The sequence below is a fragment of the Devosia sp. UYZn731 genome, assembly GCF_040546795.1.
Classification (GTDB): Bacteria; Pseudomonadota; Alphaproteobacteria; order Rhizobiales; family Devosiaceae; genus Devosia.
Map to the genome: position 1 here is coordinate 343,561 of NZ_JBEPOL010000003.1, position 24,705 is coordinate 368,265.

General features: G+C 59.3%; 21 protein-coding genes. 11 read left to right on the forward strand and 10 right to left on the reverse strand.

Annotation, left to right across the window (positions count from 1 at the left end; translation table 11 throughout):
• Positions 1-416: 416 nt before the first annotated feature.
• From ABIB57_RS09570 to ABIB57_RS09580, 3 genes are read right to left on the reverse strand one after another with little or no spacing between them, the layout of a single operon-like run.
• A complete protein-coding gene (locus ABIB57_RS09570; protein WP_354040294.1) occupies positions 417-1,703 on the reverse strand; it encodes an ester cyclase in 1,287 nt (428 codons plus the stop codon).
• Positions 1,704-1,734: 31 nt separating this feature from the next.
• The gene (locus ABIB57_RS09575; protein WP_354040296.1) at positions 1,735-2,952 is read right to left on the reverse strand and encodes an FAD-dependent oxidoreductase; all 1,218 of its coding nucleotides are present in this window, start codon (positions 2,950-2,952) and stop codon (positions 1,735-1,737) included.
• Positions 2,949-4,370 carry an NAD(P)/FAD-dependent oxidoreductase gene (locus ABIB57_RS09580; RefSeq protein WP_354040298.1) on the reverse strand — a complete coding sequence of 474 codons (1,422 nt, stop codon included), beginning with the start codon at positions 4,368-4,370 and terminating at the stop codon, positions 2,949-2,951. The genes ABIB57_RS09575 and ABIB57_RS09580 overlap by 4 nt, the downstream gene beginning before the upstream one ends.
• Positions 4,371-4,399: 29 nt before the next feature.
• On the opposite strand from ABIB57_RS09580, the gene ABIB57_RS09585 reads away from it, so the two are divergent.
• Together ABIB57_RS09585 and ABIB57_RS09590 are read left to right on the forward strand one after the other, a co-directional pair.
• Positions 4,400-5,185, forward strand: coding sequence for a DeoR/GlpR family DNA-binding transcription regulator (locus tag ABIB57_RS09585; RefSeq protein WP_354040300.1), 786 nt, complete (start codon positions 4,400-4,402; stop codon positions 5,183-5,185).
• A gap of 21 nt (positions 5,186-5,206) precedes the next feature.
• A complete protein-coding gene (locus ABIB57_RS09590) occupies positions 5,207-6,601 on the forward strand; it encodes an FGGY family carbohydrate kinase (protein ID WP_354040604.1) in 1,395 nt (464 codons plus the stop codon).
• 253 nt (positions 6,602-6,854) lie between these two features.
• On the opposite strand, the gene ABIB57_RS09595 is transcribed toward ABIB57_RS09590, so the two are convergent.
• Together ABIB57_RS09595 and ABIB57_RS09600 are read right to left on the reverse strand one after the other, a co-directional pair.
• The gene (locus ABIB57_RS09595; RefSeq protein ID WP_354040302.1) at positions 6,855-7,892 is read right to left on the reverse strand and encodes a hypothetical protein; all 1,038 of its coding nucleotides are present in this window, start codon (positions 7,890-7,892) and stop codon (positions 6,855-6,857) included.
• Between the two features lie 26 nt (positions 7,893-7,918).
• Positions 7,919-8,872 (reverse strand): helix-turn-helix domain-containing protein, encoded by a 954-nt coding sequence (locus ABIB57_RS09600; RefSeq protein ID WP_354040304.1) that lies wholly within the window; start codon positions 8,870-8,872, stop codon positions 7,919-7,921.
• A 375-nt stretch (positions 8,873-9,247) separates the two neighbouring features.
• On the opposite strand from ABIB57_RS09600, the gene ABIB57_RS09605 reads away from it, so the two are divergent.
• The 4 genes from ABIB57_RS09605 (at position 9,248) to ABIB57_RS09620 (ending at position 13,583) form a co-directional block, all read left to right on the forward strand.
• Positions 9,248-9,640: a hypothetical protein gene (locus ABIB57_RS09605; protein ID WP_354040306.1), complete on the forward strand. Its 393-nt coding sequence runs from the start codon at positions 9,248-9,250 to the stop codon at positions 9,638-9,640.
• 303 nt (positions 9,641-9,943) lie between these two features.
• Positions 9,944-10,351, forward strand: a complete 408-nt coding sequence (locus ABIB57_RS09610) for a recombinase family protein (RefSeq protein ID WP_354040307.1) — start codon at positions 9,944-9,946, stop codon at positions 10,349-10,351.
• 116 nt (positions 10,352-10,467) lie between these two features.
• Positions 10,468-11,331: a recombinase family protein gene (locus ABIB57_RS09615; RefSeq protein WP_354040308.1), complete on the forward strand. Its 864-nt coding sequence runs from the start codon at positions 10,468-10,470 to the stop codon at positions 11,329-11,331.
• Positions 11,328-13,583 (forward strand): hypothetical protein, encoded by a 2,256-nt coding sequence (locus tag ABIB57_RS09620; protein ID WP_354040310.1) that lies wholly within the window; start codon positions 11,328-11,330, stop codon positions 13,581-13,583. The genes ABIB57_RS09615 and ABIB57_RS09620 overlap by 4 nt, the downstream gene beginning before the upstream one ends.
• 585 nt (positions 13,584-14,168) lie before the next feature.
• On the opposite strand, the gene ABIB57_RS09625 is transcribed toward ABIB57_RS09620, so the two are convergent.
• Positions 14,169-14,420, reverse strand: coding sequence for a helix-turn-helix transcriptional regulator (locus ABIB57_RS09625; RefSeq protein WP_354040311.1), 252 nt, complete (start codon positions 14,418-14,420; stop codon positions 14,169-14,171).
• 901 nt (positions 14,421-15,321) lie between these two features.
• Between ABIB57_RS09625 and ABIB57_RS09630 the strand changes: the two genes are divergently transcribed.
• Complete coding sequence (locus ABIB57_RS09630) at positions 15,322-15,663, forward strand: DUF6634 family protein (protein ID WP_354040313.1); 342 nt, start codon at positions 15,322-15,324, stop codon at positions 15,661-15,663.
• The gene (locus ABIB57_RS09635) at positions 15,656-17,545 is read left to right on the forward strand and encodes an AAA family ATPase (RefSeq protein WP_354040314.1); all 1,890 of its coding nucleotides are present in this window, start codon (positions 15,656-15,658) and stop codon (positions 17,543-17,545) included. Before ABIB57_RS09630 ends, ABIB57_RS09635 begins: the two co-directional genes overlap by 8 nt.
• Positions 17,546-17,706: 161 nt before the next feature.
• Here ABIB57_RS09635 and ABIB57_RS09640 read toward each other — a convergent pair whose 3' ends face one another.
• Positions 17,707-17,970, reverse strand: coding sequence for a hypothetical protein (locus ABIB57_RS09640; protein WP_354040315.1), 264 nt, complete (start codon positions 17,968-17,970; stop codon positions 17,707-17,709).
• Between the two features lie 654 nt (positions 17,971-18,624).
• Here ABIB57_RS09640 and ABIB57_RS09645 point away from each other — a divergent pair.
• From ABIB57_RS09645 to ABIB57_RS09655, 3 genes are read left to right on the forward strand one after another with little or no spacing between them, the layout of a single operon-like run.
• Positions 18,625-19,341 carry a DUF1353 domain-containing protein gene (locus ABIB57_RS09645; protein ID WP_354040317.1) on the forward strand — a complete coding sequence of 239 codons (717 nt, stop codon included), beginning with the start codon at positions 18,625-18,627 and terminating at the stop codon, positions 19,339-19,341.
• A complete protein-coding gene (locus ABIB57_RS09650) occupies positions 19,342-21,015 on the forward strand; it encodes a trypsin-like serine protease (RefSeq protein ID WP_354040319.1) in 1,674 nt (557 codons plus the stop codon).
• Positions 21,012-21,149: a hypothetical protein gene (locus tag ABIB57_RS09655; RefSeq protein WP_354040321.1), complete on the forward strand. Its 138-nt coding sequence runs from the start codon at positions 21,012-21,014 to the stop codon at positions 21,147-21,149. The genes ABIB57_RS09650 and ABIB57_RS09655 overlap by 4 nt, the downstream gene beginning before the upstream one ends.
• Positions 21,150-21,577: 428 nt before the next feature.
• Here ABIB57_RS09655 and ABIB57_RS09660 read toward each other — a convergent pair whose 3' ends face one another.
• From ABIB57_RS09660 to ABIB57_RS09670, 3 genes are all read right to left on the reverse strand, one after another.
• Positions 21,578-22,327, reverse strand: coding sequence for an ATP-binding cassette domain-containing protein (locus ABIB57_RS09660; protein WP_354040323.1), 750 nt, complete (start codon positions 22,325-22,327; stop codon positions 21,578-21,580).
• Positions 22,320-23,378 carry an ABC transporter permease subunit gene (locus tag ABIB57_RS09665; protein ID WP_354040325.1) on the reverse strand — a complete coding sequence of 353 codons (1,059 nt, stop codon included), beginning with the start codon at positions 23,376-23,378 and terminating at the stop codon, positions 22,320-22,322. The genes ABIB57_RS09660 and ABIB57_RS09665 overlap by 8 nt, the downstream gene beginning before the upstream one ends.
• A 100-nt stretch (positions 23,379-23,478) precedes the next feature.
• Positions 23,479-24,456: an ABC transporter substrate-binding protein gene (locus ABIB57_RS09670; protein ID WP_354040327.1), complete on the reverse strand. Its 978-nt coding sequence runs from the start codon at positions 24,454-24,456 to the stop codon at positions 23,479-23,481.
• Positions 24,457-24,705: the final 249 nt, after the last annotated feature.

Here is a 24,705-nt window from a genome sequence, read left to right on the forward strand (position 1 = left end):
CCCGAGGAAATTACCGCCCCGAGGCAGTGAATAGACACCAGTCTGTCGTTCAAACTGCCCCCCGGTTGCGTCATCACACGTGGCCAACCCGGTGTCGTAAATTGAATTCCAGTCCTTATCAGGTTCCCGCTCACATTTGACGGACAGGTGTCCTGGTCGGACATAAACAAAGCGGGTATTGCTAGAAAAAAAATTCAGGGACGAACCGTTTCCAGAAACGAGCGAGCTTGGCATTCTAGCGCAGCCAGCGATCACCAACGCCAACAAGAATCCGGACAAGGTAAATCTCAAGACTTCTCCGATCACTGTTGGTTTTAATGCCTGGCAGCCCGATCGACAACCTCGCTTCCGTTCACCGAGCCGGATGCGGATGACAACGCAGGCTACCTCCTGACATAGGCTTCTTGCGGCATAAGCTAAGCGCTGAGGGCGGTGTCTCGCAGGATTTGCTGGAGCACGAAGAACTCGTTGAACATGGTCCACTCCTCGACGATCTTGCCGCCCTCGATAGCAAAGTGGCTGATGCCCCACATGCGCACCCGGCGACCGCTTGGCGTTCCGTAAATGCCGTGGCCGGTATGGGTCCCGATCAGGGACCAGCGCACCGCGACCTGATAGCCTTGCGTATCATTGCCCATCCAGTAGACGTCGTCGACCGAGTGGGCGAGATCGGGGAACATGGCTAGGCGCGCGACGATGTTCTGCATATAGTCGCCGATGCCGTAGTGTTGCCGCCCGCTCGGACCGAAACTGCGCACATTGGGGGCAACGAACTCGCGGCTCGAGCCGATCAGGCGCCAGTTCCACACATAGTGCAGCATGCGACGAACGAAGTCTTCGGGATCGAATGGACCCTCGGGCGCGGGGGGCATATGGACGGGCTTGCCCTGCCCGCGCAGGCGATCGGGTTCGCCCACGCCGATTTGGGCGAAGCTATCGGTATCGAGCGCGTTCGCCTTTTCGCGAGCGACGGCGCGGACATCGAGGCCGAGTTGCTGGACCAGGCTGGCTGAATTCTCGATGACCCATTCCTGGTAGTATTCGTTGCCAATGCAGACACAATTGGCGACGACCCACCAGGTGCAGCGCCGTCCCGTCGGCGGACCAAACTCGCTCCAGCCGGTATTGGTGCCGACAAAGAAACTACGATGGGAGGTGTGAAAGCCCTTCTCGTCATCGCCGGCCCAGATCACTTCGCTGGGGATCCAACGCATGTCGGGGAAAGCGTTCATCAACCCGAGCGAGCCGGCAATGACGGCGTCCCGGCCGGAGCGGGTGCCGAATTCGTCCTGGATCAGGATGTTGTTGCGGTAGAAATCGTAGACATAGCCGATGTCCTTTTCTTCCCAGGCGCGGTGGGTGCCGCGAATGGTGAAGTCCACGATGTCGGTATAGTGATCCTCGAAGCCCCGCATGGATTGGCGGCGCTCGCCCGGATAGAGCAATTGCTGATCGGTGCTCATGCGCCCGCGCAGCGAGATGGAATAGTCGGTCGGGTTTTTGCGGTTCAGCGGGTTGGGGATCAGATCCCGGATTTGCGCGCGGGCGAGATCGGCGGGCGGAATCCAGCCTTCCATGGGCTGATTACCCCAATTGGCGAGGCGATCGGGGGAGCTTTTGCCAGCGCGCTTATTGCCCTTGGCGGGCGCTGGCGCGACGGCGGTCTCGGACGGATCGGACGGTCTCTTGGGATCGGTAGCCATGGCTTGTCTCGTTCGCAATGGTGTGTGGGGGCTATTGAAGATGGATGGTGATGGGATCGTGGGCGTCGGCGAGGGTTGACAATGGCACCAGGATGCGGCGCTCGGGGCGGCTCCTCAGGGGCCGTCGCAGCAGCTCGCGGTTGCCGCTGGTCACTACGAGCTCGCCGGAGAACGGCTCGGAAAGCCGCAACTGCAGGGCCGGCGCGCTGCCGGTGGCGACCTGGGCGAGGCGCTGTGGCACCGCGTATTTGAGCGGCGGGGCGACGTCAATCGAGAGCGTGGCAGTGGGTGCGGGGGTGGCGGCGAGGTCGGCCGCGACGCGCCGGCCGAGGGACTGGCCCTCGCGATAGCACCAGCCGGCGGTTTCGATGCCGCGCAACAGGTTGCCGGTGGCGAAATAGGTGGGGTCGGAGCAGCGATGGAACTGGTCGACTGCGGGGCCGCCGCTGTTGCGATCGACGGCGATATGGCCTGATCGCATCAGGCTCGCCACGGGCACGAAATGGCCAGTCAGCAGCACGCCGTCGCAGGGGATATCGAGGGACGTCCGGCCGTTGCGCGAGACCCGCACGCCATCGACACGGCTGGTGCCGGTGATGGCCTCGACCTGCGCATCGTAGTGGACCGGGATGCCGAGCAGATGCGGGAACAGGCCCATCGGCCAGCGCGCCACGGCGCGGTCGCCTTCGGCAATCACGGCCTGAGGGCGTATGCCATGGGCGAGGCAGGTCCAGATTGCCGACAGGCTGACCAATTCGCTGCCGACAATGACCGGGCGGCGAAAGGGCACTAGGCCTTGCAGGTAGAGATAGGCCTGTAGCGCCCCCGTATTGAGCACGCCCAATGGACGATCGCCGCTGACGAGGCGCGCGGCGCGCGTGCTTTCGCGGGCTCCGGTGGCGAGGATGACGCGGCGGGCAGTAATTGCCAGCGCGCCGTCCGGATTGGCGATGACCAATCGGCCTTCGGGCTCGAGCGCCACCACCGAATGGCGGGCCAGTATCTCGACTCCGGCCGCGCGGGCTTTGTTGACCAAGGCTCGGGCATAGCGGAGACCGCCCATCGGTCTGCCAAACTCACGCACGCCGAAGGCGGGATGGCCGCAATGGCGCGGCACGCCTCCGGCTTCGGCCTCGCGTTCGATGACCACGACGGTTTTTATGCCCGCACGGCGCAGGGCGATCGCGGCGCCCAGGCCAGCCGGGCCGCCGCCGACAATGGCGACATCGACGTGGCGGGCGGCACTCATGAGGCCACCGCCATGGCCGGGGTGAGATGAGGCGCGCTGAGGCGCGCCACCTGGGCGCTGCAATAAAAGCCCTGGCAGCGTCCCATGCAGGCGCGGGTGCGCCGCTTCAGCCCACCCAGGTCGCCCGGGGGGACGGGCGTGGCGAAGGCGGCGGCGATTTCACGCTCGGTCACCAGTTCGCAGTGGCAGACCATGGCGCCATGCCCATCGGCCTGCCAGTCGCGCGGCGCCATTTCGGAGATATTGGGAACGAGTGTGACGGCGGGGGCGGCAAGCGGGACCGTGTCGAGCCCCATCTGCGCCAACTGGCCGCTGGCATATTGAGCCAGGCCCAGAGCCGCGGTGAGCCCGGTGGAGCGGATTGCGCCCAGGCTGAGGAAATTGCGATCATCATCCCGGCGCGTGCGGTAGTGTTTCTGCTCGCTGGCTGGGCGTAGTCCGGCATAGACGGCATTGACCGGGACATCGGCCAGAGCCGGCACCATGGCAATGGCGGCCTGACGCAAGTCTTCCAGCGTGTCCCGCTCGACCGTGGCGTGTTCGCGATCGTCCTGCTCTTCGGCGGTGGGACCGACCAGCACGTTGCCAAATGCGGTGCGGGCCAGCACGACGCCCTTGGTGCGTTCAGTCGGCACCGGCAGGATGATGGTTCGCAGCAGCCGCGCTGCCATTTTGTCGAACACCAGAAACTGACCCTTGCGCGGCTTGATGGTGAAACTGGCGTCACCCAACAGCGCCGCTTCCAGGCGGTCGCCGAACAGGCCAGCACAATTGACCACATAGCGCGCAGCTATCGGACCTGTGTCGGTGTCCAGGGACCAGGCGCCGTCTGCGAAACGGCCGCCGACGACTTCGGTGCTGCGCCGGAACTCGGCGCCATTGGCCACTGCTTGTGTGAGATAGGCGAGCGGCGCGCTCCAGGGGTCTATGACATGTTCACCCGGGACGAACACGGCACTTAACGCCCTCGTGTCGAGCGCTGGCTCCCGGGCATGGATAGCGTCGGCGTCGATCAAACGGGCGTCGGCAACGCCATTTGCATGCGCCCGCGTCAGGATGGACGGCAACTTGGCTTGCTGTTCTTGCGTCCAGGCGATGACCATGCCGCCGGTTTCAAGCAGGGGCAGGTTCAGTTCGGCACGGATGGCGAGATATTCGGCATAGCCCCGCTGCATGCAGGCCAATTCCAGGCTGCCAGGGGGAGCGTCGAAGCCGGTATGCAGCAGAGCGCTGTTGGCCTTGCTGGCGCCCGATAAAATGTCGGCGCCCTTCTCGACCAAAATAACGCGGGCGCCGTCCAGCGTCAGGCGGCGCGCTACCGCACATCCGACTACGCCGCCGCCGATAACGGCGACATCGTAGGAATTGCATTTTGCTGTCGGGTCTGCCACGTTCATTTCCACAACGAGAATGACCATTCGGTAATTTTTAATGACCGAGTTGTCAAATGGAGAGTTCAGTGAGGCCTTTGGACAGACGAGAGCGGATTGTGGATCTCGTGCGCGCGCGGCGCCGCGTGAGCGTGGATGAGCTTGCGGAAAGCCTGAATATCTCGCGCGAAACCATCCGGCGCGACCTGACCGAGCTGGCCGGCCGCCGGCTCCTCCGAAAGGTGCATGGCGGGGCGACGCTCCCCGAATTGCAGGGCGAAGGCGCCTTTGCGGTGCGCATGGGCGAGCGCGCTGCGGAAAAGCGCGCGATAGCCCGTCAGGCGGCGCAACTTTTCTCGCCGGGTGATACCCTGTTCGTCGATACCGGGACCACCACCCTGGCTTTCGCCGAGGAACTGGCGCGGCGCCACGAGCTGACGGTGATCACCAATTCGCTTGAAATCGCCCAGATCATGGGCCGCTCGGGAAACGGGCACGCGGTCTATCTGCTGGGCGGCGCGTTCAGCGAGGATGCGTCCGAAACGCTGGGCTCACTTGCGGTCGACCAGATCGGCACATTTCATGCCGCGCATGCCGTGTTGACGGTGGGGGCGGTCAACGAGATGGGCCTGCAGGATTTCAACCTTGAAGAGGCACAGATTGCTCGGGCCATGCTGCGGCAGGCGCGCGTGGTGACCGTGCTGGCCGATGACAGCAAGTTCGAGCAGCATGCGCTGTTTCCCATCGCGCCGCTGGGGAAGATCAACCGGCTGGTCACCAATACTGCACCCGGCGCTGAACTCTCCGCAAGCTTGCGAGAGGCGGGGGTCGAGATGATCGTGGCGGCAGTCGGCGATGACTGAGTGGGCGCGGAGGAGCTTGCCGTGAGGATTGCGGCTATCGATCAAGGCACTACGTCGACGCGATCCTTGCTGGTGGAGACTGGTCGCGCGCCCATCGTCATTGGTCGCAGGCGGCACCGGCAGAGCTATCCACATCCCGGTTGGGTGGAGCACGACGCGGCCGAGCTGCTGGCCGATATCCGCGCCTGCCTGGCCGAAGCGGGCGCGGTGGATGCGATCGGCATCGCCAACCAGGGTGAGAGTTGCCTTGCCTGGCACGGGAGCACCGGCGAGGCCCTGTCGCCTGTCATCGTCTGGCAGGATATGCGCACCGCCGATGCCCTGGTGGCTTTGCCGCCGGAGCTGCGGGAGCGGATGCTGGCGCTATCAGGGCTGCCGGCGGAGGCGTATTTTTCCGCGTCCAAGCTGGGCTGGCTGCTGCGGAACAATGCGGCCGTTGCGGAGGCTCACCAGAGTGGTCAACTGCGGCTCGGCACCACCGATGCCTACTTCATGCACAATCTCACCGGACACTGCGTAACCGACGTGACCACAGCCTCGCGCACTGGGCTGATGAATATCCAGAGCCTTGCCTGGGATGCGGAGCTCTGCGCGCTGCACGGCGTTCCCGTTGAGACCTTGCCGACAATCGTGCCAACCATGGGCGATTTCGGCGCAATTGACGGGGTGCCTGTTCGGGCCAGCGTGGTTGATCAACAGGCGGCGCTTTATGGCCATGGCTGCCGCAGGCCGGGCGACGCCAAGGTGACGTTCGGCACCGGTGCTTTTGCGCTGGTCGTCACCGGAGACACGCTGGTGCGAGCTCCCGAGCTTGGTATTTTGCCCACGATTGGCTGGTCGGGTCCGCACGGAACAGTTCGGGCCGCCGATGGTGGGGTGTACGATGCCGGATCGGCGCTGGAATGGGCGCGGCGCCTTGGCCTCTTTGATGATTTTGGCGAGCTGGACGAATTTGAGCGGTCGCCGGCGATAGGCCGCGGGCTCGCCTGTGTACCAGCCTTGTCGGGCTTGGCCTGTCCCCACTGGGACCGCAGCGCGGGCAGCCTGTTCATCGGCATGACTGCAGACACCGACAGGCGCGACTTGTGCCAGGCATTGCTGGAGGGATTGGCCTATCTCACCGCCGACGTCATCGCCGCGCTGGATGCCAAAACGCCCGTCGGCGAGCGCATCTCGATCGATGGCGGACTCTCGCAAAGCCGCTATTTCTGCCAGATGCTGGCCAACGCGACCGGTCGGACCGTGGCGGCTGCTGCGTTTTCGGAACTCACGGGCGTTGGGCTGGCCCAACTGGCGGCGGGAGGCGTGCTCGACATTGTGCTGGGCGAGCCGTCGCTGACTTTGCCTGTGGAAGGTCTGCCCGACTTTCGACCGCTGTTTGACTCCGCATTATCGCGATCGCTCCGTTGGCGGTAGACCGAACATTGGCAGTTTTGCTTATTCGCGACCCCTGGTTGTCGGTTGATCGTCGGCTATTGGCCGTTCGACACCAGAAGCTGCCAGACCGCTGTCGGCCCCGAAACTGCCACTTGGTCTATATCCGCTTGTCCGTGACATGTTCCCAAGAGCCAGCTGCTCGGCTGGCGCTAAGCACTAGGCGGCAGCAATAAGTATTTTGCTTGCTGCGAAGTGGTCATGTTTGTTCCGCCCTCGCTCGTCAACCGTGGCGCTACCAGCCCTCATCGCCCACTGCGCTGCGGATAACCGTTTCGATGGCCTCCTGAGGAACGCCAGCAACGGGTCCACACTCTCTTAATTCTCTCACGCACCACGCGATGCTATAAAAATCGACAATTCCGCTCCGACCCTCGATCAAGGCGACATCTTGGGATGCAAGGTCGCCGCTCCGGATGCGGTTGGCGACTTGGGCGTATACTGCAGCCAAACTGGATCGCAGCGGGTGCCAAAGGTACGGATAGTCGACGACGCCCATCTTGGCCGCTGGGATAGCCGTCGGAGGCGTTACAAGCTGGCCGTAGGCAACCAAATCCTCATCAAGAAAATGTTCCTCACTTTCCTCGCCCCAGTCGGACTCGGTCCAAGGGACATTGGCAAGCAGTCGCGCGCACTCTTGGGCTTCTAGTTCGTTCTCAGCAGCGAAATACAAGCGGATTGGTCCGTCGCCTTCGTTGATCGGAGGAAGCCAGCGATCCACGGTTATGTTGTCGCCCGCTTTCTGAACGACAAATCCGGGTAGGGGGGATCGCACAAGCAGCCCGTGTTTCGTATTGGTTAGTAAGTCAACACGCCTTTGTACTCGGCCTTGGACCGCGTCTCTGGTTTGCGGCCGATATTGGATGTGCTTTCCCTTCGCCGGATCAAACGATGTTCCCGGTTCTCCGGCTGGGGGAGCCCACGCGAGGCGAATATCGGCTTCAAGGGCAAGGTCCACTGAAGATGGATGGTCACGCCACCAGTCTCGGCGAATGTAATGTCCGAAAAGCTGCTCTCCGTCGGCATTCTTCAGGTCATCTATCGTTGCCGGCAGCCCCTCTTGCGTGAGCAAATGCCGGTAGTAAAGGTCGTCCGGACCGACGCGCCAAGAATGACCGACACCCGCAAACTCGGTACTAACCACGAGGGGGAAATCGGCATCATGGATTTCGGCAAGATAGAAGGGTTCGCTGACTGTTTCCCTTAGAATGGGACGTTGCCTATACGGAAAGTAGCCGTGAATCCAGTAGTTGCAAGGAAGGTCTATGATCATGTGTCGCCGCGGTTTGAACGCGATGACTATCCGATAGAGACCTTCCCGATTAGTGAACCGAGAAGGATTGTCGAGCTATCCTTGGCTACAATGGACAGTGGGTCCAACTTGGCTGCGCCGGAGTTGCCTGAGGCTTCAATTTTTACCACTCCGTCAATCAGTAGAACGGTATCTGCTCCATCGGCAGTGGATGGATCCACGATGAGTACCTCTATGCCGCCTCCCTCAATGCGGTTTACGATACCGTAGGGGGTCACGGGCTGGGTCCTAAACGCCTCAATTGGCAAAACCATCGACCGCAGCTTTGATTGGCTTAGGCCGCCAACAGAAGACTCAACTAGTCCGATGGTAATTGTGTCTGTGGCGGTTTGCCTTTTAAGCCAGCGCCAAGCCACAGCCTCGGAGGGGCGGGACTTCTGATTACGACCGCGAACGTCAATCCATTCTTCAATTTTTTCGTGTGTCGCTGGTTCGATAGGCTCATTGCCAAAAATTATGTATTCAGGCCGAACGCCGAAGCCCAATGCAAAGCCTATTAGACGCTCGGTAGGCAAAGGGTGCGTGACCCGCTCGTATCCCCCGTAGGTTTGCTGTCCCCATCCGTGATGTTCAGCTGCGGCCCTCGCGCTGCGGAAACCCCTTTTTATTCGGGCTGCAGCAAGCCTCCCGCCAGCTTCGGGTGGACTTACATCTCCAGCCCTTTCGAGAATTGCGGCGAGTCGAGCAGAAGCTTCGTCTCGCGGTGTCTTAACGTGCCCCTCTCCTAGGTATGCGTCGCTCACGTTGAAAAGGTGAGCGATCGCAGCACGATCGATAGCGTTGAGTACGATGAGGCCGGCCTCAAGCTTCTGGTACTTGCTCTTGGATAGGCCGAGAGCAGCGGCGACGTCGACACCGGATAGATAACCGGCGCGTATCCTTGCCCCACGAATCCGTTGACCTGTTGGCATATCTGTTGCTATCTCTAGGATGTTCGGCATGTAGGGATATCGTTTTTCTGCTCATTTGGCAACAAAATAAGTGAAAACTCGTCCTCCCCCTATTTCGTAGGCGTCGGGAGGCTGATTTGTAAAAAAACATATTATTACAGTGACTTATAGCAATTGACCCCGTCCCACTTAAAATTTGGACTTTATTACTAAAGGGGCCCCCAAATATCTTATCGCAAGGTTTGTCGAACGTATTGAAATCTAAACGTAAAGCGAAGATCTGTCGCCCGAGCCTGTCGTATTTGGGTGTTTTTTTGAGCGACCGCTTACCAACTCAGGACCTAAATTTGCCCGCTAAATGGTTCTAGCCACGTTACATATCTTTCTGTATCATACTGATATCCGTGCTGATATCTAGGTGTTCAGATGTTCCCCGACTTCGCACGCCGTTCGGTGGATGATCTTCTCAGCGAGCGGATCAAATTTTTAGAGGCGCAGATTCTGGGGCTTGAGAAGGATCTGGAAGGAGCGAAAAGTGAACGAGAGTTCGCGTTAGGCGCCCTAAAGGATTGGAGGCGGTCTATGGCCGCGGCGGCGTCCACGGAACGCCGTACGATCAAACAGTCGGTACTTGAGATCATGGGCGGATCGAAACAGGGCTGGTCTCAAGGGGAGCTGAGACAACAGGCTCTCGAGCGGTTTAATCACGTGATAAGCTCGGCATCGTTGCCCGCCCAGATGCAGCGGCTCTCGGAAGCGGGTCTGATCCGTCGAAGCGGTGATCGCTGGTACGACCAAACAGGTGAGACGATTAATTAACTTTGTTTCCCTCCCGTCTCTGGCAAATCTTAACCTCTAGCCACATTATCAAGTGATTGAACTCTTGGGCCGCACGGGCTCAATACGGGGCAGTGCGCTGCCTTCGCGTTTAGACACGCAGACCCAACTCATGAAATCGACATTGAAGGACCAAGCTGGGCATTCCCCGGCCGTAGAACTTGTTCGCGCGCTCGCCGCCCGCCACGTACGTCGCCTAGTGATCATGCGAACGAGCGAAAAACAGTGGATTGACCAAAAAAAGGAATCACCTTACAGCTCAGATTATTCGAGAGGAGCCAAGTGATGACCAATCCAAAAACTGAGACCTACGGATACATCCGCTGCATTTCCCGCAGCGAGATCAGCATGGAACGCCAAAAGCTGAGGGTGGCCGCGTTTGCCGCCCGTGCAGGCTGGAGCGTGCCCATCATCTTCACCGACATTGATGTGAAGGCAAACGAGGAGGGTTCCGGCTTCAATGCCTTGATCAAACACTGCAAGGCGGCGCCAGGTTCTAAGGTCATCGTCGCCGAACCCTCCCGGTTCGCTCGCTTCGGGGTGGAATACTATCGCTGCCTCGAAGCGTGCGCGCGCGTCGGTGCCACAGTGTATTCGACCGATGGTAAGCCCTTCGACGAGTCAAAAATGATTGCGGAATTGATGCTGAGTTCGGAGATCGCCGAGTTCCGCAAGCGCAAGCGGTGGAAGTAGACGGCCGTCTCCTGGGGGCACCTTTTCCGGTGCCCTCACCAGCACCTCGTAGACCCCGATCATAGACTGCAAATTTTCAAGGCTGCCCACGGCGCCTAATAGTCAGGACCTCCAGCATGGCTCAGATAGAAGCCGACCCTCAGGTATTCAGCGCGACCAACTATCCAGGCAGCGTCAAAGTCTTTCTCAAGCGTGCTGGCGCGGCGCACGAGATCCAGCCGGTCGGATACACCCGCTTTTCAACGAAAATGCAGAAGACCACCAGCACGTCCCGGCAGGTATCCAAGATCATCAAGTACTCGGACGACAAGGGCTGGTGCCGTCCCATCATTTTTTCCGATGAGGCAGTTAGCGGGACCAAGATCTCCCGTGAGCAATTCGACGCCATGTTCGATCATTGTCGGCGCAATCCGTCGACGCCCATTATCGTCGAAAATATGTCCCGCATCAGCCGCGATGGTGGTGCCTACCAAGAATTCTTCTCTCGCCGCCGTGAAACTAAGGCCGTCACCCACGTTGTTGGACTCGGCGAAATGGATGATCTCCGTGAGGGCATCTTTCAGACTCTGGCAGCTTATGAGTATCGCAACCTGCTTGAGGTCATGCGCGATGGACGCTCCCAGGCCGCGGCCGCCGGGAAGGCTGTCCGGCGTCTGGGGTACGGCGTGATTGCTGATGAACTCGGCTACATCGATTTCGATCCGATCACCGGACCCATCATTGTAAAGATGTTTCAGTTGGCCGCCGGGGGCATGCGGTTCGCGAACATCGCACGCTATTTGACTGCCGCCGGTGTCCCGGGTCCCGCTTCTGACCGCGAATGGGATGGAACATTCATTGGTCTGGTCATTAAGAGCCCCATCTATGCCGGTCGGGTCCTTCACCGCCCGGGCGCGCTGGCCTGGGAACAGCCGCCTGTCGATGTTCCAAATCTGAGCGACTTCAACGCTTTCAACTTCGCTGAGGGAGATCTCGCATGAACGGAAATGCGCCATTTGTGGTCGAGCTCAAGCGTTCTCTGATTACGTGGGATCTCTATCTTAGGGCGCAAAGCGGCAGGAAAGGAGCGACTTATGGGATGGTCTATCCCTCGTTCCTAATCGGAAAACTTCGTTGCGAGTGTGGTGAGCTGATGGCACGCAGCAAGCCCGGCGCTCGTCATCACGAAGTGTATTGCCCAAATAACCATGGTGTCCGCTTCTTTATCGAGGAAATTGAGCGCGGGGTTCTGGGTGAGACCAAAAAACGGTTGGAAGGATTGTCCAGTCAATTCTTCCAAGCGGCACAAGAGGAGGTGATCCAACTGGAATTGGCCTTCCAGGCAAAGGAGGCGGAGCGCCGCGCGGAAGTCAGTGCAATCGACGTCAAAATCAAGGACGGATACCGTAACTTGATGGCCATGGACCAGCGCGCGATGGCGCTGGGCAACGAGCTCATGCAGGAAATGCTCGACCAAAAAGGACGTTTGGAGGAGCGCCTTCGCGACACCGCCCGCATGCCGACCATGGTCTTGGCAGACGAAGACGCGGCTATACAGTTGAGCAAGGAACTCGACAGCTTGGCTCGGTCGTTGCCACTGCGCCCTGACACGCCTGAAGACGAATGGGTTATGGAAAAGCTGGCCGTGTACATTTCTTCGGTGACGATCCAAACCGGGAAGAACGGCATGTTCGATTTAGAGATTGCCTTCAAGGACGTGGCCGGTGATTCCGCCCCGAGTATCACTGTGATCGGAAAGGGCTACAATGTTAGCATTCGCGGTCACAACACTGCGGTTTCTAATGCCTTGTTCGGTGAGCAGATGGCCACGTTTACGGCTAGGCTGACTGATGCTGAATGGAAGAAGCTGCCAAAGATCTTCGGGGTGCGTGAGAAGACGCCTTTCATCCGGGACTGCATTGATGCAATTCTATTGTGGAGCGATAACGACGTTCCGGCATACCGATACTTGCGGGAAGTTGGCTACCCGGAGTTAAAAGCAAAGCGCTCGATTGCAATGCTTCCTTTAATGCGCGGCGACCTGATCGCTTATTTGCGCCGCACTCGGGGGGCGGAGTTCAATATTCGGATGCCCATGCCCGCCGTAACCGGAGGTGAGGCTAAGCGCTTGTGCTCGGTCTTTCACCCGGTTTTCCTGTTGCCCCAGAGCGTTTCAAATGCTGGGTCGGAATGTCTTGATGACGCACAGTGGCTGGCAATTGCGCATCTACTTCCCAAAGCGAAAAAATTCAGCATCCCCCTTGATGACCGCGTCGCACTTGACGGTTATTTCGCATTGCTGCGCACCGATTACGCCCTGAGTCAGGCTCTCCTCGTCGGATTGAAACCTCCCCATGCCGCGAGGATTGTGGCATTCCACAAATCCGGTCTGTTTAATCGGATTGTCGAAGTGCTTTTGGCGCTCGAAGGATACGAAATTCCTCCGGACTACGTCATGCCCAAGCGCCCCGATGGAACGCTGGACAAGTCCGTCATCCCTAAATTGGAGTATCTTCGCGAAGTTCTCCGCCGTCGCGTTCCCCTGAAAGGGTACGCTGAACCCGTTTTGCTCACATCGGCGAAGCTACGTGTCGGACATATCCTCGTAGACATGAACCACGACACTGTCTCCACCATTGACGGCGAGATTATTCGTCTCCCTCAGCGCTTGGTATGGATGTTAAAACACTTTTTCGAGAATCCCGAGAAGGCTTTCTCGTTAAGCGAAATTGGTACGATCTTGAGACCTGGCAGGCCGCTGACCGACACGGCACGCGGTGAAGTTTATCTGTTGCGTCGCCTGTTGCGTCCATACTGCCGCGAGGCAGAGCTAGGTATCGTCTTCCTCGGTGTCGACAGAGGCTTCATGTCCACGTCCCGTCCCACAATAATCGAGGGCATCGAGGCGGAGCGCGCTGTAACCTACTATGTTGCGCCCCCAGCGCCGACAACACTGGTGCAGTCCATCGTCGCTGCGTTGACCGGTTTGAGCAAGAACAAGGATCGCCTGGTAGACCTCGATTTCCTCCTGGGCAATGGCGAGGCCCGTCGCGTCCGAGACACCCAGTTGCGCCGTCGGATACGGGAGGTCAACGAGCTTCTGGTCCGCGTCTATCCTCTAAGCAACAATCCACTTTATAATCTGTCACGCGTCCGCCGGACCCACGACGGGGTTACGCACTTGCAGTTCCTGCCCACCCAGCTTGGGAAGCGGGTGCGACTGGCTTTAGGGTTGCCCCAGATTGGCAGCTAGTTAAGCCAGCCGCCAGTTATTGTCGGCGGCTACCGAGGGCTTTGTGCGCTGCAAATTACAAAGACAATTTTTTTACCTCGCCTGCAAGACATCGCACCAGTTCGACCGATTGGACGCAGCCACTGATATCGTCGAGCGGCTTGAGCAGGCAGCTGCTAGTCTGCCGAATTCGAGGCCCGCTGCACGTTACTGCCGGTGCCGAGTTCGAAGTGCGCGCAATCAAGGTTCTGACCAGGCGTCATTTTGGCGCCAATGCTGCGGTCCGTCTTTTTGGATCGAGGCCGACGACACCCTCGTCGGAGGCGATATCGATCTCCATTCTCGAAGCCGACAGTGATGAGTTGCCGTGCTCGCCAACGAGCTCGCGTTCCGCGTAAATCTTACCGAGATGATCGAGGATTCAGAAGGGGGATGTCACTGTCCGGGCGCCGGCGTATGTGGCGCGCGCGATTGACGTATTGCCCCGCATACAGGACTACGATTGGCATGACCGGCGAGCTTTCACCGCCGGAATGCGGCGGAGCATCACTAAGGTGCCTGGCCTATGTTCGCCTGTCGCAGCGCGTCAGATTTGACTTCACTCGACTACGTCCGCAAATTGCCGCGAGGTCCCAAGACGCCGGCTCGGCCTTCATGTACCACAAACAGCAACCCTCTCGCTTCCAGCACCCCCCGAACAGCGGACAAATTGCTGACACGGACAACAGAACCGTTTTCCATCTCGTATAGCGTTTTGCGGGCTATACCGGCTTCGCTGGCCAAGTCATCCTGCGACAGACCCAAAAGCGCTCGAGCAGCCTTTATCTGTGCGGAAGAAATGTCTCGCGACTGGTCCATATGTCGCTCAGAACGGTAGTTGTGAGTTCAGTCAAGTTACGCCTGCTGGCCACATGGAAAAAATTGAAACCACTATTTGGGTGTGCTTGTTAACTAGTTACCCAAAATGGGTATGTAGTCAGCATCATTTTCCATTGCTCGCGGCGTAACGTAGCTGTACTGTATAAAACACAGCAACATTCGAGGTGAAAAATGTTTTCACTTCGAATTTCGCGTTTATTCATGCTCGCTGGATCATGGATTAAACGACGAATCCATATCTTTACTTGACTTATCAAGCGCAAGTTTAGGCAAATGCAGTTGTGGATTAACAATGCACATGGATGCGGAAGCTACGGCGCGCGTTCGCCGCTACCAGATCGAGAACAAAAAACTAACCCGGACGGCCTGCAGCGTGGCTGCAATTTGTCCGGCCATCGAGCGATTCGAGATCGACTCCCGAGTCTTGGCGCTGATCTCGAAGACTGCGTTCGCTAGCTATGATTTGGTCGGGCTGAAAGTCCGAACTAAAATGGCCACGTTCACCGTTATCTTAGTTCCGCTACGCCTTTGGTACCGCCCAATGTGGCATCGGCGAGCAATAGAATTCCGCGACTACATGCGTGGCCAGGGGATCAGGTGTCTGGTGGCTCCCGCCTCCGCCGCCACTAAACAGCCACGACTCCGCAACGCGCAGCTCGTTGCCGCATGTAGCGGGCTGTCGGTCAGACTAACCGATCAGGTCACGGTAGTCAGTCGCGCTTTGCAGACAGGTGGACTGACCCTTCAAGACGCCGCCAGCTTAATCGACAATTCCGATCCCGCCGGTGCCGTACTCTCAATGGTCTCTCGGAGACTGCTTTGCCTCCCCGCTGACAAGCCGATCGGGCCCCAAACCGTCCTATTCGCGTTGGTTTAGGAAATGCGAGAGATCATCGTATTCGAGAGCATCGTTGACCAGGTCGCTTTGAAGCGACCCGAAATTGCCAAAGATTTGCGCAGGGACATCGCCCTTCTTTCCGGCGGCACCCTACCCACTGCCTTCACGCTCGCCGCCGCGCCTTCGCTCGACAAATGGTTGTCCATAGTGGGTCCCGGCGTGATTCAGCTCACGGGTTTTGTGACGAGCCACCCAATACGCCAAAATGGCCTCGTGGTTACGTCGGCGCTTTGCGCAATTGATTGCAGGTTTCGCTGGGCCAGAACCTCAAGTCGGTATTACCGGCTCCTATCCCCCTTGCACGAGGCTCATCGCAATGACTGATGCTGTGGACGAAACTGTGACTGCTCGCGGCACAGCTCAACGCGTGCCCCAGGGGTTCAACAATGCTTTGGCTACTGCCGCGCTTAACCGGGCTCTCTCTGGAAAAGCTAAGGCGCTGGCGTCCACTAAAGGTTTGACGATCATCCGCACCCCATCCGAGGCATGGAATGTCGATGTCGCCAAGGCAATTCAGGGACGATACACGAAACGTCACGTCGAAACGCGCGAACCTCCACGTCGTGGCGACCCCGTCCTTGCCGAGCTTCTGACGACCATTGCAGCAGGCCTGGCGCCGATCGTCGTCACCCATGATGCGGAAGGGTCTCTGCCCCCTGCCATGGTGGTGGCCGCAACCATCCGCATCGTCATTCCCCAACCAGATTCGGAGACGGTAATCGCTGCGGCAAAGTGCGTTCTAACAGGGCAGGTCCGGCGGCACTTTAAGGATTTGGACTTAAGCGCGCTGGACTTCGATACCATGTGTTGCTGCATTGTGGCCACTGAGACTGCCAAGAACGCCGCTATCCTTCTAAAGAGCGCCATCGCTGCCAAAGACCCGAGCCCTTTCGAGGAGCGAATACCATTGCTCGAACAGGTGCATGGATACGGAGAGGCCGCAACATGGTCGCACGACCTCGTGCGCGATCTGGAACTGTATCGTCGTGGGGGGCTCGCGTGGCGCGACATAGACCGAGCGGCACTATTTTACGGTCCTCCTGGTACTGGTAAGTCTTTGTTTGCAAGGATTGTGGCCAAGGCCGCCGGGATGCGCATTGTCGTGACCTCAATCGCCGATTTCTTCGCGAACGGATCCGGCCATCTGGATGCTATCGTCAAGCAACAACGGGAGGCTTTCGCGCGAGCGGCGGCTCAGGCTCCGTGCGTGCTCTTCGTCGACGAGCTGGATGCGCTGCCGCGCCGCGGGGGTTCTGGAAACAACGAAGACTATTGGCGCCCGGTGATCAACGACCTGCTGATGTTGCTAGACTCGGCCATCTTACAGAAGGAAGGCGTCGTTCTGATCGGGGCTACAAACAGGATTGAAGACATTGAGCCAGCGTTGCTTCGGCCCGGTAGGATGGACAGACACCTTTTGATTGGTCCTCCGGACCTGAACGAGCTGGCCGGAATCTTGAGATACTATCTTGAGGGGGACCTCCCAAGCGCGGACCTTCGCTCGATTGTCACCGCGCGGGCCGGAGCTACCGGAGCCCACGTGGTCGATTGGGTGAAACGCGCTAGGCGCAGGGCCAGGAACGAGGGGCGTGCGATCGCAATCGAGGATCTAACGCAGGTAATCGTGGGCGAGGAGACGCGCTCGCCATCAGCCATCCGCCGTGTCGCTCTGCACGAGGCTGGACATGTGATCGCTGCGAGCGCCCTAGGGCTACAGGTTGAGGCTTCCACCATTATTCAGACTGCTGCCAGTGCAGGAAAAACCACACTCGCGCGGACGGATTCCACCGTGCTTTTGAAATCCGAATTGGAAAGCATCGTGGTGATGTTGCTTGGCGGTCGCGCCGCCGAGCAAGCCTGCTATGGGGACAAAATCAGCACTGGATCAGGCGGTCCGGAGGGCTCGGACCTTTCTTTGGCTACGAGGATGGTAACGTCATGGCATACCAGGTACGGCCTCGCTGACCACCTTGTTTGGCGGTCTGATACCCCAAGCGCGGTCGACTTCGATCAAGACCTCCGGGAGGCGGTCGACGCAGACCTCAAGCGGCTTTACCAAATCGCCCTCGGAATAATGGTTGCACACTACAGCCAACTCGCAATAATCGCCGACACATTGATTGCCAAAGGCTCGATTGACGGCGCAGAGATCGTAAACTTGATTGGCGATGCTATAATCAAGGAGCGGCCTGCTAGCCGCCCGTAAGATTGAGCGTCAAGGCGGGGAATAATCTTGACCTCTTGGTCGAGAGCATTGGACTGCCCAGCCCGGGAGACAGGCCCGCCTAGCCGTCGCAACCCTTGTCGCCAAGCGCTCCATAGGGCCGAATCGCCACGAAGTTCTGGCCGTGACCGGCGTTCAGTCGGTCAAGATGCTTTCAAGGCCCTGGCGATCGCGAGCAGTCGGACCCTCTCCACCTCGTTGCGAGTGGATCGAACCAGCTCCTCGATCTCTAAGCCCAAGGCACGGGCCGCTTGTCGGTCTATGGAGTGCAACAGCCCATCCGCAATCCTGGCAATCAAATCGTCGCTGCGTGCGCGGGGGTGCACTGCATAGAACAGATGATTTCTTGAGGCTTCGACAAGTTGCGAGGGGAGGCTGCCAGTCCTGATGACGAGTTCGTCCAGCATGGCTATGGCCAGAAAAGCGGAATCGACGCGTTGTCGCAACTCGGCCCAGCGACCTTGTCCTTTACCGGCACGGCGTGAATTGGAATATCGATCCCTAAATACACTGAGCCGGGTCTTTGGCAATGGGATGCCCACGGATTTCGTTTTGGCGACCAAATCAACGGACGCGGACCCCTTCCTTCGAGACGCGCTTGGCGTGAGCAGGAACTAGAACGTCTTCTGACGCTGGTCACCAACACTCCTGTGCCACGCAGCTCGATTGAAGACATTAGAGCGTCATGGTTAATTTCGAGGCCCCGCGGGTATTGCACGATTGCGACGGTCGATCCAAGTCCCCTCGGCGAACCGGCCACGGTCCTCTTTTTCTAGTAGCGGCGCCTTCTCGATCGGGCCGATGTATTCAAGCGATTTGTCGTCGACACTCCGCTCATCCCCACAATGCGTGCGCCAAGAGCGGAAGACTTCCGCCGGCAAGTCAACGCGTGCTCATATCCGGGCTTTGGTCCAAACGACAGGAGGGCGAGGTGAATTCGGTTTCGATTGTCTGGCAATTCGATCCACCGTCGCTTGAAAAGCAAGTCGATTGGAAATAACCTCCAGTCGATCTATTTCGCGGATCGAATACGCGACGATTGAAAGACAAAGGTGTCTCCCTTGTACACTCGTTTTGTTCCATTTTTGCTCTTGTCCGCAGTGGCTTCGATAGTGCCCTCATGCGGTGGCGAGTTCACCCGCGGCCCAGTGTTCTTGCCGCAATCCGTGCCTTGCGACGCTATCTACGAGCCTGGCACTATCTGCCGCCAGTTGGCCGCGTCGTTCGGCTACACGCAGAACGGCGTCGGCTGGGAAGCCGGCAAGGGCCTTATAACGGATGGGGCTTCGATCCCGAGTTGGGGCCGCTGGTTGATCGGGCAACCGCTCGATGAGGCATTCGCCAAGGCCGCGACGCTGCACGATCACTATTGCCGCGAGAACCACCAGGTTCGTGACTATCTGTCGACGCATCGCATGTTCTACGACGCGTTGATCGACTCCGGCATGGACTCGGTGAAGGCAGGGGTGATGTACGCGGCGGTGCTAGTCGGAGGACCGAAATGGTCGCAGCTCGTTCCCGGCGAAGAATGCGAAGTCCTGGACAACGATATCTGCGTCCGTGCGAATCCGACGGTACTAACCATCGACGGCGCTAAGCCTTCGACCAATGTCATAGAGGCGAAATACGACGAGCTTCCCATGGAGGCGCTGACGAAGGAATTCGCTGCAAGGATCGAAAGCGAGAAACTGACGCCCGAGGAGATCCAACAAATGGCCCTCGGCCGCAGGATCGAGCTTGGTTACTCCTTGCCCAGTCTTGCCGTCGTGGCGCCATAGATGGCAAGGCGCATCGCAGTATTCCTGCTACTCATCGCCACGATGACGACGTCGGCGGCGATACCAGCTTCCGCCCAGGGGCAATTTACAGCTCCTGATGTCGGGTTTGCTTGTGCAACCGCGCCGGTGGCCTCGATCACGGGAACTCTGCGAGATTTCGGATCGCGGCCTCCAGTCGCCCTTGGTCTTTTCGATGTCGAGAACTACGTCGAGCCTGAAAGACGCTTGTGGGAGCTTTTGGAGCCGGGCTCGACGGCCATGCCGCGGGTGCTGAATCGACAGGAACTCGACTACAACTTCATACCGATCGATCCCAGCCGTGCCGTCATCGACGATATAATGAGAACGCGACCACAAGCAGGCGGAGCGTGGGCCGGTGCGTTCAACCTGCGGGGGCTGGACGACTTCGGAGACCAATCGCCACCAACGGTGTTCGACACCGGCGAGCGGCCGGCCGCTCCATTGCCCTCGATGACAGCGGTTCCCGAGTCGGGGATATTCCCGCGCCTTGTTCGGCCCGAGCTTGCCGCGCCACGACCATGGACGGATTTCCAGCGCGGATTGCCACTCAAAGTATGGGCCGAACCGATCGAGATCGATTGCGAGCAATTGAGCGCGCTCGGGCGCCGGTATTTGCCTGGACGGGACGAAGACGTTCAAATGACAGGTGGCACGGAGCCCGACCCCGGGCAGGCACCCGCGCTTCAGGCTCAACTCGTCGCCTCGCTGGGCACTGCTGCCGGTGGCGGCGTCCTGCGCATGGATGCCGCATCGGCGGCCGCCCCGAAGGAACCGGCGAACCGCGACTGCCACTCCCTGACTTGGGAGAGCCTCGATAGTTGCTTCCTGCCGAGCATAGGTCTGGTATCGCCGACCGCCGAAGGCGATGTGACCTGCAGCGGAACGGTGGTTGGCCCCTACCACGTCCTGACCGCTGCCCACTGCGTTTGCGTCCCCGGGAAAAACCGGGTGATGAACCCGAGCGGCGTCCTTCTCGGTACGCACGGGGGATTTTCCCGCGCGTTTTACCTCGATTCTCCGCTCCATGGCGCCAAGGTGCGAATTGCGGATCTGAGCGAAGGTTCTGACAAATCGTCGGTGGTGGTCGCAGTGGAGAGCGTGGAAGTCTACGAAGGTTATTGTCTGAATCGACTTCAGAGCCACGACTTGGCTCTCATCAAAGTGCCATTCGACACGCCTTTTCCACCCGCCTTGTGGGCCCGATTTGCAAGCCATCCCAAGGCGGGCGCCCGCATCAATATTGCGGGGTTCGGTCGGGACCTTCGGGACGAGAGGGAGCACACGTCGAATTCGGCCGCGGCTCCGGAACTGCGCAACGTGAAGCGCTATCTCTCGGCAACCTTCACGGGGATCGCGGGAGATATGCTACAAGTCAAAGGGGACGTAGGGGACTCCTGCCAGGGTGACAGCGGGTCTGGCGCTTACGTGCGTTTGGCTGACGGGACCCTTGCTGTCTTCGGCGTGCTATCACGTGGCGATCGCGAATGCTCCAACGTGGCGGCAGCGACATACGTGGAAATCGCCAACGAACGATACGCTAGTTTTCTACATGAGATCTACCCAGTGCTCGACCTGACGTCGTCGAATCTCCAAGCCAGCGATTCCGACCTATGCATTGGCGACGATTGCGCGGGAGGGATTTGGGACCGATGAGGGAGATCCAAGCACTGCCGGTTGGATCGCTCTTGCACCAACGCCCTGAACTCACCCAGCGCATCGCGCAGCGTGGCCGCCAGGTCGGCGCGACGATCCGCCAGATCGCGGAATTCGCCCGATCCGGTCGCTAAGGTCAGGACCCGTTAAATAGGTTGTTCGGGTTTCCAGCAGGTGATTCATTGTGAGCGGAGGTGCTGCAATGAGTGAACTGCTGAATTGGCTCCCAACTAAGTGCGACTTGCGCCGCGGAAAATATGGCCCGCTGGTGATTGTCGATAGACCAACACCGGTTCAGTAGGTGGGCGCGGAGACCTGGCCGCCCAAAAGAGCAGTCACATGCGGATTTTTTGCGACAATGCAGGACCAGCACCGCCTACAAGCGCTCCGACCAGGGCAGTGCTCCCCGGTGGGATATTTTCCTCTTAGGTTAGCTAGCCGGGATAGAAACGGCCTCCGCCTGCGGTTTTCCGTCGGCATCGGGGTCCGGAACGGTTGGAATTCGTATTTGGTAAGGTTCAGAGGACAGAACTAAGCCGTCGCATGCCTGTCGGATAGGCTCCTATCCGCCAACCATCAGTCTGACTACCTCGTCATGCGTCGTTTCGGAAATCTTGCGCTCGCCGGCCAGTACACCGCGGCGCAGGACCACGATGCGGTCCGAGACCGCAAAGATGTCCTGCAGGTTGTGAGAGATAAAAATCACGCCGCGGCCCTGCGTCTTGAGTTGGTGGATCAGCGAGATCACCTTGCGCTGCTCGGGCACGCCAAGCGCGGCGGTCGGCTCGTCCATGATCAGGATCTGGGCGTTCCAATAGACGGCGCGACCGATGGCGACGGCCTGGCGCTGCCCGCCGGAGAAATTGCTCACTGGGGCATCCATGCGGCTGACGTGAAAATCCAGCAGCGCCATGGTGCTGCGGGCGGCGTCGGCCATGGCCTTTCGGTCGAGCACCGGCAGGAAGCCGAAGGCGCGGCGCATCGGTTCGCGGCCGAGAAAGATATTGCCTCCGATCGACAGGTTATCGGCCAGCGCCAGGTCCTGGTAGATGGTTTCGATGCCCTGTTCGCGCGCTTCCTGCGGCGTCGCGAAACTGACCGGCCGGCCCTTAAGCAGGATTTCGCCGCTGCTGGGGGCATAAACGCCCGACACGGCCTTGATCATGGTGGTCTTGCCGGCGCCGTTGTCCCCGGCCAGCGCCACCACTTCGCCCGGCGCGACGGTCATGGAAAAGTCGTTCAGGGCCTGCACGGCGCCAAAATGCTTGGACAGGTTGCGCACTTCGAGCAGCGGGGGAGTCAAACTATTCATCTTGCCTGTTTCCGCTGAACCGGCGCTGCGCCTGGTCGATGAGAACCGAAATAATAATAACGCAACCGACGGCGATGAACTGCCAGAACGGAGTCACATCGACGAACACCAGGCCATACTGGATGACAGCGATCACCAAGGCGCCCGCGACAGTACCCAGAATGGTGCCGGAGCCGCCGAACAGGCTAGCGCCGCCGATAACCACAGCCGCGATACAGTCTAGCAACAAAGGCTCGCCCGCCTGGGCCGCACCAGCGGTAAAACGCGCTGCATAAAGCGCGCCACCGAGCCCGGCACACATCGCCGAAAGCGTATAGAGCCGCAGAATATGTCCGCGAACATCGATACCGGCGCGGCGCGCCGCCTGCACATTGGCGCCAATGGCGTAATTGTGCTGCCCGAACCGGGTCTGGCTGAGAATGTAGTGCATCACCATCACAAACACCGCTGCCACGATAGCGAGGTACGGCACGCCGAAGAAGCGGCCATTGCCGAGCGCGGCAAAGACTTCGTTCTTGACTGAAACCGTCGTGCCGTCGGCCAGCAGGAACGCGACCCCGCGCGCCACGCCGAACATGCCCAAAGTACCGATAAACGGCGGAACACGCAGCCGCGAGATCAGCAATCCATTGATCATGCCGGGAACAGCAGCTGCAAGAATGGCTGCAACGATACCGGCGATCATCGACAGCGGTAGCGGCAGATAGGCACCGGTAATATTGGTGATATGGGCCGCGACTACAGCGGCCAATCCCATGATGAAGCCCAGCGACAGATCGATACCACCCGAGATGATGACGAAGGTTTGCCCGGTGGCCAACAGCAATGGCGCGACGGCAAAAATGGCGATCGACTGTACATTGAAGGGATTGAGCGCGAAGGTCGCGCCGAAGCTGGTGCGTGCCCAGACTTCAAAAACCAGAATGAGAAAGATCAGGAAAATCCAGGCGCGCGCCTGCGCGATCGCGGAAATCCAAGTTCTGCCGGCTTCGGCATGGTCGGCCTGCGGCGCAACATGACCCCCGCTTGGCTGATCCGTAACAACAGTCATCGTCTTGTCCGATCTACGCCGGGGCGTTCATGCATGGCGTCCGCGATGGGACACTAGGATGCGAAAAGGTCCCCCCGGCAAACGGGAGGACCCATCAGAGCTAGTTCGAGTAGATGTACTTGGCGATTTCAGGATCGGCGACGTTTGTCTTGTCGATCACGGTGAAACCAGTGCCGATGGCGGTCGGGATCGACTGGCCGGTCAGGTGGGCATAGGCGGAAACCACACCGTAATAGCCAATCTCGGCCGGGTGCTGGGCGATCGCGAGATCGACGAGGCCGGTGCTGAGATTGTCGATGATTGAGGTGGGCGCGTCGAACGCCACGACCTTGATGGTGCCGGTCTGCCCGGATTGCTGAACGCCATTGGCAGCGCCGATCGCGGAGAACAGGTTGGCGCCAAATACGCCGACCAGATCGGGATTGCGGGCGAACACGGCCTGCAACTGCGAAGCGGCCTTGTTGGCATCGTTGTCGTTGTACTGGGTTTCCAGCACGGTGATGCCAGGATGGTTTGCCAGTTCTTCCTTAAAGCCCTGCTCGCGTTGGTCGGTGGTCGAAATGCCCGGCTTGACGTTCGAGACGTAGACCTTGCCCTTGTCGCCGATTGCGGTGGCCAGGGCGCGAGCGGCGATCTGGCCACCCAGCACGTTGTCCGACGCGATATAGGAGAGCGGGAAATCGGCATCGCCGGCGCCGGTCTGATAGACGCCGGTACCGATGAAGGTGTCGACGGTGATAACGGGTATTCCTGCGTCATGGGCTTTTCGCAGGGGTTCGACCAGTTGGGTCGTATCGGTCGGCGCAATTAGGATGGCATCGGGGGCGCGCGCGATCACGGCGTCGAGCACTGGCACCTGGGTCACCGGATTGAAATCGGGCGCACCCTGAAACACTAAGTTCACCCCCAGGGCATCTGCCGCCGCCTGGGCGCCCTTTTCCATGGTGATGTAGAACGCGTCGGTGGTCAGACCAGGAACCAGGGCAATCGTAAACTTCTTGTCCTGAGCGAACGTTGGCGCGGCAAGCGCCGATGCGCCAATGGCAATCACTGCCAAGGCGGAAACAAGCTTCTTCATAAGACCCTCCACATTTGCTGCCGAAGCCGGCTTGACGCAGCGTCCTTATCTCGGGCGCTTGCATGCTTCGCCACTATTTAAAACGTTACATGCCGGTGGTGTGTCAAGGCATCATCGGACAGACGGCGAAAAGTATAGGCTAACATGTTGTTGTACAAACGTTAAATCTACGGTCGGCAGTGAGGCGATCATATCGGAGTGAAGAAATTTAAAACGTTTCCGGCAAGAAGGGCAGCGTTGCCACAATTT

Coding starts and splice junctions, on each gene's coding strand:
- ABIB57_RS09655 (WP_354040321.1), top strand. CDS start 21,012: ATGAGGGAGATCCAAGCACTGCCGGTTGGATCGCTCTTGCACCAACGC.
- ABIB57_RS09570 (WP_354040294.1), bottom strand. CDS start 1,703: ATGGCTACCGATCCCAAGAGACCGTCCGATCCGTCCGAGACCGCCGTC.
- ABIB57_RS09615 (WP_354040308.1), top strand. CDS start 10,468: ATGGCTCAGATAGAAGCCGACCCTCAGGTATTCAGCGCGACCAACTAT.
- ABIB57_RS09650 (WP_354040319.1), top strand. CDS start 19,342: ATGGCAAGGCGCATCGCAGTATTCCTGCTACTCATCGCCACGATGACG.
- ABIB57_RS09665 (WP_354040325.1), bottom strand. CDS start 23,378: ATGACTGTTGTTACGGATCAGCCAAGCGGGGGTCATGTTGCGCCGCAG.
- ABIB57_RS09600 (WP_354040304.1), bottom strand. CDS start 8,872: ATGCCGAACATCCTAGAGATAGCAACAGATATGCCAACAGGTCAACGG.
- ABIB57_RS09620 (WP_354040310.1), top strand. CDS start 11,328: ATGAACGGAAATGCGCCATTTGTGGTCGAGCTCAAGCGTTCTCTGATT.
- ABIB57_RS09580 (WP_354040298.1), bottom strand. CDS start 4,370: ATGGTCATTCTCGTTGTGGAAATGAACGTGGCAGACCCGACAGCAAAA.
- ABIB57_RS09610 (WP_354040307.1), top strand. CDS start 9,944: ATGACCAATCCAAAAACTGAGACCTACGGATACATCCGCTGCATTTCC.
- ABIB57_RS09635 (WP_354040314.1), top strand. CDS start 15,656: ATGACTGATGCTGTGGACGAAACTGTGACTGCTCGCGGCACAGCTCAA.
- ABIB57_RS09640 (WP_354040315.1), bottom strand. CDS start 17,970: ATGCTGGACGAACTCGTCATCAGGACTGGCAGCCTCCCCTCGCAACTT.
- ABIB57_RS09605 (WP_354040306.1), top strand. CDS start 9,248: ATGTTCCCCGACTTCGCACGCCGTTCGGTGGATGATCTTCTCAGCGAG.
- ABIB57_RS09575 (WP_354040296.1), bottom strand. CDS start 2,952: ATGAGTGCCGCCCGCCACGTCGATGTCGCCATTGTCGGCGGCGGCCCG.
- ABIB57_RS09670 (WP_354040327.1), bottom strand. CDS start 24,456: ATGAAGAAGCTTGTTTCCGCCTTGGCAGTGATTGCCATTGGCGCATCG.
- ABIB57_RS09625 (WP_354040311.1), bottom strand. CDS start 14,420: ATGGACCAGTCGCGAGACATTTCTTCCGCACAGATAAAGGCTGCTCGA.
- ABIB57_RS09660 (WP_354040323.1), bottom strand. CDS start 22,327: ATGAATAGTTTGACTCCCCCGCTGCTCGAAGTGCGCAACCTGTCCAAG.
- ABIB57_RS09630 (WP_354040313.1), top strand. CDS start 15,322: ATGCGAGAGATCATCGTATTCGAGAGCATCGTTGACCAGGTCGCTTTG.
- ABIB57_RS09595 (WP_354040302.1), bottom strand. CDS start 7,892: ATGATCATAGACCTTCCTTGCAACTACTGGATTCACGGCTACTTTCCG.
- ABIB57_RS09585 (WP_354040300.1), top strand. CDS start 4,400: ATGGAGAGTTCAGTGAGGCCTTTGGACAGACGAGAGCGGATTGTGGAT.